The 16,007-nt window shown below is 62.8% G+C and carries 16 protein-coding genes; 5 read left to right on the top strand and 11 right to left on the bottom strand.

Features of this window, described 5'->3' with window-relative positions:
* Positions 1–2: 2 nt before the first annotated feature.
* The 11 genes from CFB45_RS31325 to CFB45_RS31275 form a co-directional block, all read right to left on the bottom strand.
* A complete protein-coding gene (locus CFB45_RS31325; protein ID WP_089428870.1) occupies positions 3–1,604 on the bottom strand; it encodes a gamma-glutamyltransferase family protein in 1,602 nt (533 codons plus the stop codon).
* On the bottom strand, positions 1,601–2,428 hold the full coding sequence (locus CFB45_RS31320) for a thioesterase II family protein (protein WP_089428869.1): 828 nt from the start codon (positions 2,426–2,428) through the stop codon (positions 1,601–1,603). Before CFB45_RS31320 ends, CFB45_RS31325 begins: the two co-directional genes overlap by 4 nt.
* 21 nt (positions 2,429–2,449) lie before the next feature.
* Positions 2,450–3,073, bottom strand: a complete 624-nt coding sequence (locus CFB45_RS31315; RefSeq protein WP_089428868.1) for a LysE family translocator — start codon at positions 3,071–3,073, stop codon at positions 2,450–2,452.
* Positions 3,074–3,142: 69 nt separating this feature from the next.
* The gene (locus tag CFB45_RS31310; protein ID WP_089428867.1) at positions 3,143–3,721 is read right to left on the bottom strand and encodes a GNAT family N-acetyltransferase; all 579 of its coding nucleotides are present in this window, start codon (positions 3,719–3,721) and stop codon (positions 3,143–3,145) included.
* Positions 3,718–4,584: an alpha/beta fold hydrolase gene (locus CFB45_RS31305; RefSeq protein WP_256978437.1), complete on the bottom strand. Its 867-nt coding sequence runs from the start codon at positions 4,582–4,584 to the stop codon at positions 3,718–3,720. Before CFB45_RS31305 ends, CFB45_RS31310 begins: the two co-directional genes overlap by 4 nt.
* A gap of 35 nt (positions 4,585–4,619) precedes the next feature.
* On the bottom strand, positions 4,620–4,856 hold the full coding sequence (locus tag CFB45_RS31300) for a phosphopantetheine-binding protein (protein ID WP_089428865.1): 237 nt from the start codon (positions 4,854–4,856) through the stop codon (positions 4,620–4,622).
* An 85-nt stretch (positions 4,857–4,941) separates the two neighbouring features.
* On the bottom strand, positions 4,942–5,865 hold the full coding sequence (locus tag CFB45_RS31295; RefSeq protein WP_089428864.1) for a chlorinating enzyme: 924 nt from the start codon (positions 5,863–5,865) through the stop codon (positions 4,942–4,944).
* A gap of 29 nt (positions 5,866–5,894) precedes the next feature.
* Positions 5,895–6,152, bottom strand: a complete 258-nt coding sequence (locus CFB45_RS31290; protein ID WP_089428863.1) for an acyl carrier protein — start codon at positions 6,150–6,152, stop codon at positions 5,895–5,897.
* Positions 6,085–7,686 (bottom strand): amino acid adenylation domain-containing protein, encoded by a 1,602-nt coding sequence (locus tag CFB45_RS31285; protein ID WP_089428862.1) that lies wholly within the window; start codon positions 7,684–7,686, stop codon positions 6,085–6,087. The genes CFB45_RS31290 and CFB45_RS31285 overlap by 68 nt, the downstream gene beginning before the upstream one ends.
* 79 nt (positions 7,687–7,765) lie before the next feature.
* On the bottom strand, positions 7,766–8,602 hold the full coding sequence (locus CFB45_RS31280) for an alpha/beta fold hydrolase (protein ID WP_089428861.1): 837 nt from the start codon (positions 8,600–8,602) through the stop codon (positions 7,766–7,768).
* 70 nt (positions 8,603–8,672) lie between these two features.
* Complete coding sequence (locus tag CFB45_RS31275) at positions 8,673–9,482, bottom strand: hypothetical protein (RefSeq protein ID WP_089428860.1); 810 nt, start codon at positions 9,480–9,482, stop codon at positions 8,673–8,675.
* A gap of 525 nt (positions 9,483–10,007) precedes the next feature.
* Here CFB45_RS31275 and CFB45_RS31270 point away from each other — a divergent pair.
* From CFB45_RS31270 to CFB45_RS31250, 5 genes are all read left to right on the top strand, one after another.
* Complete coding sequence (locus CFB45_RS31270; RefSeq protein WP_256978436.1) at positions 10,008–10,976, top strand: GHMP family kinase ATP-binding protein; 969 nt, start codon at positions 10,008–10,010, stop codon at positions 10,974–10,976.
* A gap of 81 nt (positions 10,977–11,057) precedes the next feature.
* Positions 11,058–11,990 (top strand): PLP-dependent cysteine synthase family protein, encoded by a 933-nt coding sequence (locus CFB45_RS31265; RefSeq protein ID WP_242808635.1) that lies wholly within the window; start codon positions 11,058–11,060, stop codon positions 11,988–11,990.
* A gap of 3 nt (positions 11,991–11,993) precedes the next feature.
* On the top strand, positions 11,994–14,564 hold the full coding sequence (locus CFB45_RS31260; RefSeq protein ID WP_089428857.1) for a lyase family protein: 2,571 nt from the start codon (positions 11,994–11,996) through the stop codon (positions 14,562–14,564).
* The gene (locus CFB45_RS31255) at positions 14,561–15,376 is read left to right on the top strand and encodes a formyl transferase (protein WP_089428856.1); all 816 of its coding nucleotides are present in this window, start codon (positions 14,561–14,563) and stop codon (positions 15,374–15,376) included. Before CFB45_RS31260 ends, CFB45_RS31255 begins: the two co-directional genes overlap by 4 nt.
* Positions 15,377–15,979, top strand: a complete 603-nt coding sequence (locus CFB45_RS31250) for a LysE family translocator (RefSeq protein WP_089428855.1) — start codon at positions 15,377–15,379, stop codon at positions 15,977–15,979.
* Positions 15,980–16,007: the final 28 nt, after the last annotated feature.

Here is a 16,007-nt window from a genome sequence, read left to right as displayed (position 1 = left end):
GATCAATCATGAACTGGATCGTGGCGGTCCCGACGTGTGTCGCGCTCCGCCGCTGCCGCCGACCATGGCGACGAGACGAACGCACCGCCCGTCAGCTGTCGGGTTTCCGCATGGCGCAGTACGACGTTAGGGCAACCGAACAGGTTCGGCGCGATCAGGTTGGCCGCGCGCCGAACCTCGTGCGTCGCGCCGATCGCATTCACGACCGATGCTTCGATACGCTCGTCGACCGTGACCCACGGGTCGCCGCTCACGTCCAGGCGCGGGAAGTGAATCGCGTCCTCGACCGACATGCCGCAATCGACCAGATACGCAATGAGCTGCATGACGGCCGGCATGATCCGTCGACCACCCGACGCGCCCAGCGCAAGCACGTCGCCACTCGCTCGCCGGATCACCGTCGGGCACATGTTCGACAGCGGCACCGCACCGGGCTTGATCGAGTTGGCGTTCCCCGGCCGGGGATCGAACCACATGACGGCATTGTTCGTGACGATGCCGGTTTGCGGCAACGTCACTTTCGAGCCAAACATCGACAATAACGTCTGTGTCAACGCGACCGCGTTGCCATGTCGGTCGACGACACTGATATGCGTCGTGCACGTACCGCGTCGTGCGTCGTCCGTGGGCGCCCCGGCGCCGATACGCTCGGCATAGGTCTGCGCCAGCGCGTCGGCAATGCGCGAAAAGAATCGCGCGTCCGGAACCGCCATGTCGTCGCCGGCCGGTTGCCGTGCGAACAGCGATAGCGCGCAGGCCAGCGCCGGCCCCGCGGTCAGTTCCGATGAGGTCAGGATGGTCGCATCCCGGTAGCACAGTGCTTCGATCTGCTTGATCTCCGCGCCATAGGCGGCCAGATCGTCGATGCACAGGCGCGATCCCACCGCCGCGAAATCGGCAGCGATCCGGCGGGCAAGCGCGCCGCGGTAAAAATCCTCGCCGCCCCGTTCGGCAAGCGCCTCCAGCGTGGCGGCCTGATGCTCGAGCATGATGGGCGGGGCGGCGCCGGACCAGTCCGACGCGGGCACGTGCCCACCGGGCAGATAGCATGCCGCGCTCGCCGGATAACGTGCGAGCCCCGGGGCAGCCGACGCCACCTTCAAGGTCAGATACCAATCGACTTCGAGCCCCTCGCGGGCACAGCGAACCGCCGGCTCCACGAGCCGCCGCCACGGGAGCGAACCGAACTCACGGTGGGCCAGCGTCATGCCGGCAACCTGCCCCGGCACACCGATTGAAAACGGGCCTTCGAGATTTCGATCGTCGACGACCGCGGGCCACCCGAACATGCCCCGTGCGGATTCTCCGGTCAGGCGATAGTCGTCGGGCTCGAGCGCCAACGGGGCCTTCGCCGCGAAGTCGATGTTGAATGCGGTTCCGTCGGCCGGCGCGACGACCATATGCCCCACGCCGCCCAAGCCGCTTTGCCAGGGTTCAAGCACACCGATTGCAAAGCTCGCGGCGATCGCCGCGTCGATGGCGTTACCGCCCTCCTCCAGCACCGCTGCCCCGATGCGTGATGCCTTGTAGTGCTGACTGACAACGATGCCGCCGGAAGCCGAAACCACGGGTTTCCTGATCTGCCAGTTTTCAAAATGAGTCACTTCATGCCTCTGTCGTGATTGAGGGCGCACGTGACGCGTGCGGGCGAAGCCGGGCTGCCGTGACAAGGCTGCAGCGACCGCAGGACGATCGTGGCCAGGTGATCCAGTACGGCCTGCATTGCCGATTGAATGAAAAAATGCCCACCGTCGAAGCGCGTGATCGAAAATTGCGCCGACGTGAATACCTGCCACGCCAGCGCATCCGCTTCCGACACCAGTTCGTCGTCCTTCCCGGCGAGCACGTGGATCGGTATGCCCAGGTCGCGCGGCGTACTGCGCCACGTTTCCCGGCACTGCAGATCGGCACGGATGGTCGGCATGAAGGTGTCGATGAAGTCTCTGCGCTCGAGCGCGACGGCCGGCAACCCGTTGAGGCGTATCAACGCGTCGATCAACGCATCGCGCGGAAGGATGTGCAGCACGTGCTCGCGGCGCAGCGGCAGGTGCGGCGCGGCACATGCGGACGCGACGAGTGCGGTCGGACGACGTCCCAAGTCGACGAGCCGACGTGCCAGCTCGACCGCGATGACGGCCCCCATGCTGTGGCCGAACAGCGCGAAAGGAATGTCCGCGCGGTCGCCGACGACACGAACCAGTTCATCGACGACGGCATCCATGTGCGTCAGCGCAGGTTCGGAAAACCGCCCCCCCCGCCCGGGCAACTCGATCGCGCACACCTCGAGGTTCGCCGGCAGCGCCTGCCGCCAACCGGCAAAAATAGAGGCACTGCCGCCCGCGTAGGGCAGGCAATAAATCCGCGCGTCAGGTTTCCCGTGCGCGGAAAAAGACACGAGACCGCGGCTCGACTTGACGATTTCCGGCATGGCGAATGCGCTCGATCGAGCTTATTTCCAGAACAGCAACGGCACGCACGCCAGCAGCAGCAGCGCCATCGTGCGGTTGTAGATCACGCGCGCGCGCTCGGTCTGCAACAGGGTCTGCATGCCGACGCCCAGCGCCGCCCACACCGACACCGCCGGGAAATTGATCACGATCATCAGGATGCAGATGCCGATCACGGATGAAACGAATCCCTGGCCATCGACCGAGAACAGAACGATCAGGTTCGCGGCCATGAGCCAGGTCTTGGGATTGACGAACTGGAACATGGCGGCCTGAACGAACGAAAACGGCTTCGTTTCCGCCTCTTTCGCGGCGGGCCGCCCGGCGTTCGCAATCTTGTAGGCGAGGTACGCCAGATAGAGCGCGCCAATCACGAACAACGCCAGTCTCGCCGCCGGATACTCGATGAAGACGACCCCGAGCCCCGTTGCGCTCAGCATCACCAGAACGGTCGCGCCCACCGTAATGCCCAGCAGATGGGGCAACGTGCGCACGAATCCGAAGTTCGCCCCCGAAGCAGCAAGCATGACGTTGTTCGGGCCCGGCGTAATCGACAACGCGAGAATATACGCAGCGACCGCCAGTGGTTTGAATTGGTCGATTCCTGATGAAAGAGCAAACGACATGAAGTGCCTCGTGACGGATAGGATTGCAATGGCTGCCGGGAGGCAGCGGGCGTTGATCGTGATTCACGGTCAACCTGCGATCGGGTTGACGAATTTCTCGATATCTTCCAGTTCGTTGCGCAGCACGCGATAGCTGATCGTTTTTACCGGAGTCCGAAGCATCGGCATATCGATGGTGCCCTCACCCTGCGGCTCGATCCCGAGCTTGCGCTTGACGCTTTGCGCCGAGAGATTGTCGATCGGCGTTTCGAAGCGGATGCATTTCAGCGCGAATCGGTCGAAGAAAATGCGCATGGCCGCCGGATACGAAACCGACCCGATGCCGATGCCGCGATACCGGGACTGCCAGATATGAGCATGCATGACGGCGCTGCATCCCGGGCTGAGATGCGTCAGTTCATGTACGCCGATTGCGCGGCCCATGTGCCGGATCGCCAGGATCGGCGCAGGTGCGGCACCGCTGCGGTTCCATCGCACCAGAATCGTCAGCAGCTCCCGCATCCGGCGCTCGCTCGGCAGCTTGTCGACATCGACATTCATCGACTCCATCAGGGTCGAAGGCGAGCGATACCAGTAGTCGAGACAGGGGGCGATGTCCTGCTCGGTGAAGTCGTCCACGTGGATATCCGACAGATGAATCCGGTTCATGATTGCGCCAGAATGAAGTCGATGATCGAGCGATTCGCCTCGGCTGCCTTTTCAAGGTGAAGGAAATGCCCTGCCCCCTCGACGACCTTGCGTGTCAGCGCCGCCGAGAAATACCCCGGCACGCCGTCGCCGACGAAGGCGTCGAGGCGCCCTTCCCGATCGTGCGTGCCATGCATCAGAAGCGTCGGCACCGGTACCGGCCCGGCGGCGATGCGTGCCTGCTCCGCATGACGCTGCGGATCACGCAACGGGACGTGGCGGCAACGATATTGCGCGAGCGCAGCCTCGAGCACGCCCGGCTGGCGAAACGTGCGCTTCACCGATTCGATCGTGTCTCGCGGCACGTCCCAGTTTCGGGAAGCATCGCGCCACCACGCTTCGATGAAGGCGAAATCGTCATGGGCCAGTACCTGCTCGGCCGACGGCGACTGGAAGAAGAACGTATGCCAGATTCCCTTCAGGTATTCGTAGTGCAATCGCTGCGCGGCATCGGGACGACTCCAACCCAGTGCGACGAGCTTCGTCACGCGCTCCGGAAACAGGATCGAGGCCGCGATGGACGCCTGCGCGCCCCAGTCGTGTCCGACCAGAATCGCGTGCTCGAAGCCAAGCCCGTCGATCAGCGCGATCAGGTCGCGGGCCATATAGCAGGTGTGGTACTGATCCACCGGCGCTGCGCCCGACGGCGCATACCCGCGCAGGTACGGAGCGACCGCGGTAAAGCCGGCTTCCGCCAGTGCGTCGACCAGCGGCAGGAATGTGAAGGCATTGTCGGGAAAGCCATGCGAGCATATGACCAACGGGCCGCTGCCTCGCTTCAGGTAATGTATCTCGACGTCGTCCGCATCGACCGCGCCGCGCATTCCGTCCGCGAGGGCCGGCGAGCAGGTAGCGTGGCTCATGCGACGCTGCTCAGGCGCTGTTCGACGATACCGGCGAAGCCATCGATCGTCGAATGGTTCATGAAGTCCAGCAGCGATACTTCGATGCCGCATGCCTGCTCGACCTTCGTCACCAGCACCGCCGCTGCCAGCGATCCACCTCCGAGCACAAAGAAATCCGCATCGGAAGCGATGTGCTCGATACCGAGCGATTCGGAAAAAAGGCGCTTCACGAGTGCCCTGGTTGTCTGCATGTCCACTCCGTCGGATTGATCGGAACGCCGCCGTCCTTGCCATCCCGCAGGATGCGGCGCCCCGGATATTTCCCGTGCCGGGCCGTCAGCCGCGACCCTCGAAGGCGAACACCTGCCCTCTCGCATTGTTATGGACACGCTTGTTATGCCCGTAGTGGTCCTCTCCCGACACCAGGACCACGCCGTATTTGTCGAGCGAGATGGAACTGCCGTACTCCTCAACGACATCCGTATTCGGATACACCTTCACACCGGTCGGAACGTAACGGCTCGCGTATCCAAGTCGCGTCGTGTCGGTCGTCGAATTCGGAAACGACGAATGCATCAGCGTAGACCAGAAGATCACGCACTCGCCTGCCTGCATCTTGATCGACACCGCCTGCGATTCGTCCGGCTTCCACGACGGATCCTTCTGAAGGGTGCGGTAGTCGTAACCGAAAAAGCCGCGCTTGATCCCGTCCTTTTCCTGGTTATTGATCTTCGACGAGTCGTAGGCCATCTTCTTCGACTCGTCGTAGAACATCTCCTCGTGCGTGCCGGGGATGAAGCGAAGGCAACCGTTCTCCTCGGTCGCGTCGGTAAATGCCGTCCATGCGGTGATGGCACCGCCGAACCGGCTGTCCCCGGGCCAGACGATCTGAGGTTCGCCCGACGCATGCGCGAACGTGTCGGCCTGATGCCAGTCCGTACCCTCGTCGCCCGGATACTTCGGAAACATCTCCGATCGCCAGCACAGCAGGTCCGGGCCCAGCATGCCCGCCACGCGATCGACGATCTCACGCTTGCCGATATGCTCGCTGAGCAGGTTCACGTCCAGGTGACGATCGTAATTGGCGATGGGGCTGGTTGCCGGCAGGTCGTAGATCGCGTATTCCCTGTCGAACAGCTCGGCCCGGATTGCCCTGTAGCGTTTGCGCGCCTCCTCGGGCGAGTACACGCGAAACGGCCCGAAGAAGCCCTGTGCGCGGAATTGAGCGAGTTCGTCCGGAGTCAATGAAAACTGCGTCATGTCGGTCCTCTTGATTGAGTCACTTCGTGCTATTTCTCGACGGCCGTCGCAGCAACGGCCGCCGCGCGATAAAGCTCGGCCCAGCCGGCCAGCGTCGGCGTCAGCATCAGCTTGGCCGTGGGTACGGTCACCCCCAGATCCGCTTCGATCTTGACTTGCAGTTCGACGATCGACAGCGAACTTGCGCCGAGATCAAAAAAATCGTCGTCGTCGCCGACCTCACGATCCTTCAGCAACCCCGCCAGCCGTTTCCGAATGGGCTCCTTGAACTGCAGCGATTCGCTCATGCTCCTCTCCAGTGTTGCGGGTCTCCCGCGAACTCATCAGACGCTTCCTGTTGACCTTGCCGTTGGCAGTCAACGGCAGCGTCGCTTGCACTTCAATCACGTCGGGGATCATGTAACCCGCCAGACGCTGCCGAAGGTACTGTCGGACCGCCGCCCTGACCTTGGCAGGATCCCCGGGCGACTGTACGAATGCGACGAGCCGCTTCTCCCCCAGCTCGTCCTGGCCGACCTCGACGATCGCGTCCTCGACACCGTCGGCCATCGCGAGCACCTGCTGCACCTGTTCCACCGAGACGCGATACCCGCGGATCTTCACCTGCCTGTCGAGACGACCGATGAATTCGTAGGTACCGTCGTCACGTTCGCGCACGAGATCACCCGTCCGATACAGTTTCCGATCCTGACCGTCAGGATCGTCGACGAAAGCGGCACGGGTTCGTTCCGGATCGTTCAGATAGCCGAGCGCGAGGCCGATCCCGCCCGCATACAGCACGCCCGCCTCGCCTCGGCGTACCGGCCGCCCGTTCTCGTCGAGTACGCGTACGGTGGTACCCGTGATCGGCTTGCCGATGGGTACCGTTGCGCCCGGTGGCGTAGCCGCCGTCATCGCATGACAGCAGGTAAAGGTCGTGTTTTCGGTCGGCCCGTACCCATTGATCACGGTGAGCGACGGGAACGCGGAAAGCACGGTTCTGACTGACTCCGGCTGAAGCACGTCGCCGCCCGCCAGCAGCACGCGAAGCCCCGCCATCAACGGGAGGCGGTTGCGAACCACGAGATGAAAAAGTGCAGCCGTCAACCACATGACCGTGACCTGTTCATCGCGTACGAGACAGCCCATGGCATTCAGATCCAGCACCGGCGATTCCTCGACCACCAAGGTCGCACCGTTGAGCAACGCGCCCCATATTTCGAAAGTCGACGCATCGAACGTAATCGGCGCCATTTGCAGCACACGATCTTGCGCATTCAGCTCGACGTAGTTCGTCTCGACGACCAGCCGCCGGATCGCCTGATGCGGCACGAGCACGCCCTTCGGCCTGCCCGTGCTGCCGGAGGTAAACATTGCGTAGGCGGGCGAATCCGGCGCCACCGCCCGCGAACATGCAGGCCTGTCGAGAACGTCATGCCGGGTCCACAACACCCCGTCCCGACCGACCTCGACGAGCACGATGCCTTCGAGATCCGGATCGAGCTGCAGATGCGCGGCGTATTCGGGCAAGGTCAGTACGACGCGCGCGCCGAGCTCCCGCAGATGCTCGTTCACTATCGCGGTCGGACCGGCCGGATCGACCGGAACGTAATAGGCGCCGATCTTCAACACCCCGATCATCGCGATCACCGCACCGGGCGAGCGCGGCAGAAGCAGCACAACCGGCGAACCGGCGGCCACGTCGAATCCGTCGAGACAGGCCGCCAACCGATCGGACAGCGCGTCAAGCTGATCGTAGGTGTAACGCGCGCTTCGCGCGGCAAGCGCCGTGTGTGTCGCATGAAGCCGGACCACCTGTCCGAATCGCTCGAGTATGCTCATCTCCGGCTCCAGGTCGACACAAGGCAGACGCTCGTCTCCGGGCGGCAAGACGGCCCGACGCGAACCACGGTACACGCCGTCATACGGCCTCCCGGCGACCGAGGAACTCGATGATCGAATCGTTGACGGCGTTCTTTTCGCGCAGAATTTCGTAGTGGTCTCCCGGCACCACGACATGTCGCTCGGCATTGCGCAACAGCGCGGCAATGACCCGCGAGCTGGCAGGGCAGACCTGCTCGTCGCCATCGGTCGAAATTACGCGCGTGCGGTGCGGGACTTCGCCGGCGAGCGCCATGAAGTCGGTGCCGCGATACGACAGGTAGTTCAGCCCGTGACGATGCAGGCGAGCGGCCGATGAAAACGGCACGAGAACTTCTTCGTCGAACTCGGTCTTGGCGGGAACCCCTACCCGGCTCGCCGTGAGCTTCTCGCACAACGCGGCCGCATAGTTCAGGCTTTCCGCCGCCAACGGCAGCAGACTGTCCACTTCCCGCTGAAAATTCGATTGAGGGCAGACCGCGGGACTCAGCATGTACTCTCCGCAAACCAGCGCGAGACGATCGATTCGATGCCCTTCGATGCGCGCGGCGACGAGTGCGATGCCGGCACCCGAACAGAATCCGACCACATCCGTCTTGCATACGCCCAACGCGTCCAGCACCGAGCACATGTCCTGAACATGGACTTCGGGCGTCATCCCGCTTTCGTGCGCGGCGGGCGGCTGATCGCATAGCGAGCGACCTTGCCAGGTCACCACGTTGAATTCGCCCGACAGCATCGCGCACAGTGTTCCGGCCGCATCGAGGCGAAGCCCGAACGGTAGTATCAGCGTCAAGAACGGTTTCGCTTCGCGCCAATCCCCGCGAAATACTCGCAGCCGCTCTCCGTCAGACGCCGTCACGAACGATTCGTACATATGCTGGGTTTGCGAATGAAATGGGATGCCTCGTACGACCATCGGCTGAACACGATGCACGTCGGCCTGACTAGTGCAGCAGTTTCCAGCCCGCCTCGTGATACACCAGGAACGTACCGATCGTGCGACGCAGCGACGAGCATCGCTCGACCGCATGCAGATTGCGGCTGTTGAAGACGCAGAGCTGGCCACTCTTCGGCCGCACGGTCAGCGCATCGACGCCCTCGAGCACGCCCAGCGTCTTGTGCTGCGCATACTCCTCGGCCCACTGGTCCAGCTGACGACGCGATTCCGGGCGGATGTTCCACAGAACGAAGCCCGCTTCGTTCTCGGCCTTCTGGATCGTGATGAACGCTCCCAGCTGCTCGAGATTGAGTCGAAATGGCCAACGCTCCACCTCGCGCCCGAAGTCGATGCAATCGCAATGCGGCGCAAAGCTGAACGGATCCCCTTCGAAGGGAGGATATTCACGCTTCGTGGCCAGCATGAACTGACTCCAGTTGCCGAATCGCAGGGTTTCCGCACCCAACTCCTTGATGAACAGCTGAATGAAATGCGTCTCGCGCATGTGAAGATTCGCCACGCCGGCGTGCCCGAAATACTCGGCAATATTGCTGACCAGCGCTTCGGATCCTGAACGTTGCAACTGGCCGAGCGTGATGCCCGTCGCATTCAGGGCGCGATGGTACTGGTGGCCGCGCATATCGGGAAACCCGCGATCGTTCCACCACGTATCGATGTCGGCGGGCGCAACCACGTCCAGCAGTGCCGCGGCGACTTCCCGATCGCGCACGCATTCGACGGCGTCGCGCAGCGTCATGTTCCTGCTCACGTCCCGCCCGTCGAACGTCATGAACCGGCCAGCGAACATCGTTTCCATTTCACGTTTCCCGGATAGTTTGATTGATTTTTCAAACTTGATAAGGATGACAAATCAATGGAACGGCTTTCGAACCGAGCGTTCGAATTCCATCGATTCCATTTAATTCGGAGAAGCCGCGATTGATTTTTCGGCGGCACGTGATGCCGTGTTCTGCGGAACAGGCTCCAGGAGGGAACGTCGGTTCCAATTCTGTTGGTCCGCGTTTCCCTGCCCGACACATCCTCATCGTCGTGGAAATACTCTATCCCGGCCCCACCGCGCACGTAAAGTGCCGGGCCATCGCGCGATCGCGCGACTCGACACGCATCGCCACGCAATGGCACGCCGATCGGCGAGCCCGAATGCCGCGCCGTTCACGCGGCCGCAAACCCTTTCGCGACAACAATCCGGCGGCCTTTTTCACCGCGTTGCGAGCGGGGCCGGCCGATCGAATCCAGGCTACTTTCCAAGCCGTCGGCACCCTCCCCGCGCCCCGGTTCCGGAGCAATATTTCGATACTAGTGAGCAATTTTTTCAAAGAAGATGGAGAGCTGCCGTCGCTATGCTTCCAGCTCGACACTCAAAATTTTTTCATTTCGAGGGGGAGAAATGGCCGTTCTCTCAGAGCAAGCTGACGCGCTACGAAGCGACGGACACCTGTCGCCGTTTCCCAAAGGCGAATGCCACGGGACCTTCGGCGAGCTGATGCAAGGCGTGCTGCCGGACGACCGGCACTTCCTGGTCACGTTGCCGGTCAACCTGAAGAGCATCGTCGAATTCGAGATCACGCATTCGGATCATGTCGCGGTCGATGTCGGGTTCAAGACCAAGGCGTGTCGCGCGGTTCAGGACTATCTGCGCCTTCACGACTTGCCGCCGGGCGGCATGCTGCATTTCAAGTCGATGTTCGCCGTCGGCAAGGGACTGGCGAGCTCGTCGGCGGATATGGTCGCGTCGATCCGTGCCGCCGCGTCGGCATACGGCCGGACGCCGACGCCCGAGACGATCGAATCGATCCTCCGTTTCATCGAACCGACGGACGGCGTGATGTATGACGGCATCGTCTCGTTCTACCACCGCGAGGTAAAACTCGACGAGCAGCTTGGCAAGACGCCTGCCCTCATGATCGTCAGCGCGGATCGCGGCGGAGAATGCGACACGATCGAATTCAACCGGAAGAAACGCGATCCGCCCGCGGAAGTGCGTGACGAATACCGCAGCATGCTGGCGCGCATGAAAACAGCGATCCGCACCTCGGATCTGCACGCGCTCGGCGAGATCGCGACGCGAAGCTGCGAGCTGTCGCAGGCATTCAACCCTCACCCGCACCTCCCTGTCCTGCGCAAGCTGCGCGCCGAGACCGGCGCGCTCGGCCTCGCCGCGACGCATTCGGGAACGTGTGTCGGCTTGCTCTACGACGCAAACGCAGCCGATACGGCCGACGCGGCCGCTTATGCACGGAAGCGACTGCACGCACTTCGAATCGAATCCACTCAATACACAACGGTATAGGAAACGTACATGCTTCAATACGAATCGTCGCTCGACGCGATGCAGGACGCAGTGCTGTTTCCAATCGAGCGTTCGCTGCACATGGTGTCGTTCAAGGCGATGAAAATCGTGCCTGCCAACTACATCATCAGCACGGCACGCGCCCGCGGCGAACTGCAGCCGGGCGGAACGGTCGTGGAAACATCGAGCGGCAACTTCGCGCTCGGGATGGCCATCGTGTGCAACCGCTTGAACCACCCCTTCGTGGCGATCGGCGATCCCGTGATCGATCCGACATTCAAGCGCCAGCTCGAAATGCTGGGCGGTAGAGTGGAAATCGTCACGGACAAAAAGGGCAGCCAGGGGTACCAGAAGGCGCGACTCGATCGACTGCACGAAATTCTCGATGCCGAGCAAGGGGCGTTCTGGTGCCGCCAGTACGACAACGAGAACAACGCGCTCGCTTACGCCAACATCGCCCACGAGCTGCTGGACCGGATCGGCCCCCGCCTGATTCTCGTCGCGCCGGTCGGCTCCGGCGGCTCGAGCTGCGGCATGGCGACGTCGCTGCGCGCGGCAGGCGCCGACTGCACGCTCGTCGGCGTCGACACCTTCAACAGCGTCCTGTTCGGCCAGGTCGACGGCCCGCGCAAACTGCGTGGTCTCGGCAACACGATCATGCCCGGAAACCTGAAGCATGCGTTGTTCGACGAAGTACATTGGGTCAGCGCGGAGCTTGCCGATCATTTCACGCGCAAGCTCTATGCGTCCACCGGACATTTCCGCGGGCCGACCACCGGCGCCGCCTACGCGGTCGTCCGATCCGTGCGCGACAGATGTCCGGATACGCCGATCGTCTTCCTGAGCCCCGACGACGGTTCCCGCTACGTCGGCTCGACCTTCACCGCGCATCCCGACAGTCCCGCATACGATCGACTTCGTCCGATCGAGATCGGGCACCCGACGGCTTACGATGCGGAGACGGAATGGGCGTGGATGAACTGGAATCGCTCGGACATCCACAGGTTTCAGTGAATCATGGCGATCATCTACATCGAATCAAACACCACGGGGTTCGGGCAGATGCTGCTCGACGCGTCGTTGCACTACGATGAAACCTGCTTCCTCGTGCGCGACCGTGCGCGCTACGCGTTTATCGATCGGTTGCCGCCCGGCGTTCGCGTGATCGATTGCGACACGCAATCGGTCGATGCACTCGAGCGTGTCGTCGGTGAAATCGCCAACGTGCGTTACGTCGTATCGACGAGCGATGCATTCATCGAGAACGCGGCACGATTGTCCGAGCGGCTCGGCTTGCCCGGCAATCCGGGCGCCACGGTCGCGCTGTGTCGAGACAAGCTGCGACTGCAGGATGTGTTGCGCGACCACGGCGTCCCGTACCCGTATACCGCTGCGATCGATTCCGCGGAGGCGGCGCACAATCTGACCTATCCGGTCATCGTGAAGCCGAGGCAAGGCACGGGCAGCATCGGCGTGCGCCTCGTCGAACACGAGCCGGATTTTCCGGATGCGTCCGATGGCGCGCTCATCTGCCAGCGCTTCATTCCGGGAACGGAGTTCTCGGTCGAATCGTTCAGCGATGCCGACGGCCATCATGTGCTTGCGGTCACGCGCAAGTTCGTGACCAAGCCGCCGCATTTTCTCGAACTCGCGCACGTCCTGCCGGCGGACCTCGATGCAGCCACCCATGCCCGCATCGTCGATACGGTACGTCGCGCACTCGATGCGGTCGGCTATGCATTCGGTCCCGCGCACACGGAACTGAAAGTTCACGGCGGCACGATCACCGTCATCGAAATCAACGCGCGCCTTGCCGGCGGGATGATTCCGCGCTTGATGGAGCGTGCATACGGATGGTCGATCGCGGATCTATACGTGCGCAGCCATCTTGCGCGCCGCAGCCAGTTCGTCGTGCCGACGCCCGCGTTGCATAGCGCGGTCGCGTTCGTCGTGCCGGAAGTCGGGCGCCGCTATGTCGGCATCGATTTTCCGGACGACTGCGCCGACGCCGGCCTGTTTCGCGAAGCAGGCGTCAACGCCGGCAAGTTCGACTTCTCCGATCGCGCCGGTTACGTCATTTCGTTCGGCCGAAGCGCTGCTTCGGTGCTCCGGCAGGCGCTGTCGCTCCGGAGGCGTTCACGCGTGCTTTACGACGAACCGGATCGGGCGGTGCCGAACCGCGACACGATTCACGACATCGTCTACGAACGTACGCCCGCGTGCTTCGGCAAGCTCAAGACCCATCTTCTCGCGATCGAAAAAGCCCATCTGATCATGTTGCGGGAACGATCGATCCTGAACGCCGAGCAGTTCGACTCGCTGCGCGATGCGGTCATGGCACTCGAAGCGAATCCGGCGCTGTTGCTCGAACACGTTTCCGGACGCGGCGACTACTTCGATTACGAACAGTATGTGATCAGCCGCTGCGGACGGGACACCGGAGGCATGATTCAGGCGGCGCGCTCACGCAACGACATCAACGGCACGCACCTTCTGCTGACCATTCGCCAGGCGCTATCGCACGTCACGGGCCAGGCCGTCGATCTCGGCACGGCGCTCATGCGACGCGCCGCCGATTCGGCCGACATCCTGCTGCCGATCTATAGCCAGTACCAGACCGCGATGCCCGGATCGGCCGGGCATTACCTCGTCGCGCAGTGCGAAATACTGCTCGGCACGCTTGACGCGCTCTCTTCGCTGCGCGACGGCCTCACGGTTTCCCCGCTCGGCGCATGCGCCGGCGCGGGCACGACGTTCGCCACCGACCCGCAATGCACGGCGACCCTGCTGGGTTTCTCGGCAGGCCCGCTCAATTCGCTGAGCGCGATCACCGACAAGAATCCGGCACTGCGCTGCGTGTGCCTGCTGGCGGAGCTGAGCGGCAATCTGAACCGTATCGCGACCGACCTGCAGCTCTGGTCGATGCGCGAAATCGGGCTCGTCACATTGCCGGACGGCATGTACGGCGGCTCGTCCAACATGCCGCAGAAACGCAACCCGTACTTGCTCGAATGGTTGCGTCTCGGTCACGACCGCATCGTCGGACATTGCGCCGCGGCACTGTCGTCGCTATCGCATCTGCCGACCGGCAACTCGTATCAGGCCAGCCGCACCGCGGTCGAAACGGTCGCCGAGATGAGCGGACTCGTCATCGACATGCTGAGGGTGCTCGTCTATGCGATGAACGAGATCCGATTCGACGCCGACGCCGCACGCCGCGCGATCGAAATCGGGAATGCAGGCGCGACGCTCGTCGCGGAATCGCTCGTGCAGCAACGCGCGGCATCTTTCAGGGATGCCCATGCCGCGGTCGGACGCGCACTGTCCGGCGTGCCCGGCGCCACGTCGGATTCGCTCGACGCCACGGCGGCAGCGATGCTCGACCGCGTTCATGCCCGGCTGGAAAGTGCAAACGTGTTCGACGCGCTCGACGGCGGCGGTGGGCCATCGACGCGGAACACGCACGCGGCGGTAGCAGTACTCGCCACGCGCCTGCTGGATCAGCGCCGGCGCCAGCGATCCTGCGAGTCCCGCACCGCTGCGACACAACAGGCGCTCGATCGCCGCTTCATGAGTGTGCTCGCATGACCAACGTCACGTTGCTCTGTTCGGACGGTCCGCATCATCTCTATCTCGCCGCGGAGCTTGTTACCGCGTTCGGACGCGTTCGCGTCATCGTCGAGCCCGGGCGCGAACAGGCATCTCGCCTGTTTCGCAACGGCAACTATCGTGCGTATCTGTGGACTCGCTATCACGAATGGCGACGCAGACTATCAGGATACGACGCGTACCGCCGCCGCTATTTTCTTCGCGACGACGAACTGCGAACCTGGGACGCACTTCGACGTCACGCCGGTGTTCGATATCTGGAAACGTCGTGGATCAACGACACGAGCGTGCTCGACGCACTGCGCGAGGACATGTCCGACGTCTATATCGTGATGGGCACCAAGAAGATCGGCGAGGCGTTGCTGTCGCTCGTACCGCCCGGGCGCATCATCAACATCCACGGCGGTCACCTGCCGTACTACCGGGGCAATCACTGCTTCTTCTTCGCACTGCATCACGGCGAATTCGACAAGCTGAGCACGACGATTCATCGCGTGTCCGCCGGCCTCGATACGGGCGCCATCATCAGCCGTCATCCAGTCCGGTTCTCCTACGGCGACAATTCGGAAACGCTCTATTCGCGCGCCGAACGAGCCGCAGTGGACAGTCTCGTCGCCCGCTTGAAGCAGAACGCCGATCTCGCGACGTGGCACAGCGAACCGCAACCGGACGTCGGCTCGACCTACCGCATGCGCGACCGCGGCCCGCTCGTCGAGCTTGCCCATCACCTCGGCGCAATTCGCCGACGGCGCACAGCGGCAGGCGCGAATCGCGACAAGGTGAGAGGCTAGATGAACGTCGACGCCGCGCTTGTCGCCAAGTTGCTCCAGATCGGACTGTTCTCGATCCCGCTGATCATCTCTCCGGGGCCGAACAACCTGATGACGACCGCCAACTGCGCGCAGTTCGGGTATCGACGCACGCTGCCGTCGTTGACCGGCATTTCGGTTGGCGTATTCGTCCTGTTCATGGTCATCGCGCTCGGGCTGTCCAGCGTGCTGAGCCGATACCCGTTGCTGCACCCGGCGCTGAAGGTGGTGGGCACCGCGTACATCCTGTACCTGGCCTACAAGCTGTACACGTCGCAGCCGACGCATGCCGGGAATCTCTCGATCGAGCATCCCATCACGTTCGGTGAGGCCGCGCTGCTCCAGATTCTGAATCCGAAAATCTGGCTGCTCGGCGCCAGCGCGACGTCAACGTTCCTGCCCTTGACCAGCAACCTGTACGTCGACGCAACGCTCCTGTCGCTCACGCTCGGGATCATTTTCTTCCCGTGCAACTCGATCTGGGCCGTATTCGGCCTCGTGATGTCGCAAGTCCTGCGCGGCAGGGCACTCCAACGAACACTGGCCCTGCTGTCCGCCTCTTCGATCGCGTTTCTGCTGTTCTGAACGTTCGCCATGATCCACTTCAGGAAAA

Origin of the sequence: Burkholderia sp. HI2500 (genome assembly GCF_002223055.1) — a bacterium.
Taxonomy (GTDB): Bacteria; Pseudomonadota; Gammaproteobacteria; order Burkholderiales; family Burkholderiaceae; genus Burkholderia.
Note: the sequence above shows the minus strand (reverse complement) of the source record. Positions and strands in the feature narration are given on the sequence as shown.

Bases quoted from the DNA above. Each gene is read 5' to 3' on its own strand.
- CFB45_RS31320 (WP_089428869.1), bottom strand. From the start codon at position 2,428: ATGCCGGAAATCGTCAAGTCGAGCCGCGGTCTCGTGTCTTTTTCCGCG.
- CFB45_RS31315 (WP_089428868.1), bottom strand. From the start codon at position 3,073: ATGTCGTTTGCTCTTTCATCAGGAATCGACCAATTCAAACCACTGGCG.
- CFB45_RS31310 (WP_089428867.1), bottom strand. From the start codon at position 3,721: ATGAACCGGATTCATCTGTCGGATATCCACGTGGACGACTTCACCGAG.
- CFB45_RS31305 (WP_256978437.1), bottom strand. From the start codon at position 4,584: ATGCGCGGCGCGGTCGATGCGGACGACGTCGAGATACATTACCTGAAG.
- CFB45_RS31300 (WP_089428865.1), bottom strand. From the start codon at position 4,856: ATGCAGACAACCAGGGCACTCGTGAAGCGCCTTTTTTCCGAATCGCTC.
- CFB45_RS31295 (WP_089428864.1), bottom strand. From the start codon at position 5,865: ATGACGCAGTTTTCATTGACTCCGGACGAACTCGCTCAATTCCGCGCA.
- CFB45_RS31290 (WP_089428863.1), bottom strand. From the start codon at position 6,152: ATGAGCGAATCGCTGCAGTTCAAGGAGCCCATTCGGAAACGGCTGGCG.
- CFB45_RS31285 (WP_089428862.1), bottom strand. From the start codon at position 7,686: ATGAGCATACTCGAGCGATTCGGACAGGTGGTCCGGCTTCATGCGACA.
- CFB45_RS31280 (WP_089428861.1), bottom strand. From the start codon at position 8,602: ATGTACGAATCGTTCGTGACGGCGTCTGACGGAGAGCGGCTGCGAGTA.
- CFB45_RS31275 (WP_089428860.1), bottom strand. From the start codon at position 9,482: ATGGAAACGATGTTCGCTGGCCGGTTCATGACGTTCGACGGGCGGGAC.
- CFB45_RS31270 (WP_256978436.1), top strand. From the start codon at position 10,008: ATGGAGAGCTGCCGTCGCTATGCTTCCAGCTCGACACTCAAAATTTTT.
- CFB45_RS31265 (WP_242808635.1), top strand. From the start codon at position 11,058: ATGGTGTCGTTCAAGGCGATGAAAATCGTGCCTGCCAACTACATCATC.
- CFB45_RS31260 (WP_089428857.1), top strand. From the start codon at position 11,994: ATGGCGATCATCTACATCGAATCAAACACCACGGGGTTCGGGCAGATG.
- CFB45_RS31255 (WP_089428856.1), top strand. From the start codon at position 14,561: ATGACCAACGTCACGTTGCTCTGTTCGGACGGTCCGCATCATCTCTAT.
- CFB45_RS31250 (WP_089428855.1), top strand. From the start codon at position 15,377: ATGAACGTCGACGCCGCGCTTGTCGCCAAGTTGCTCCAGATCGGACTG.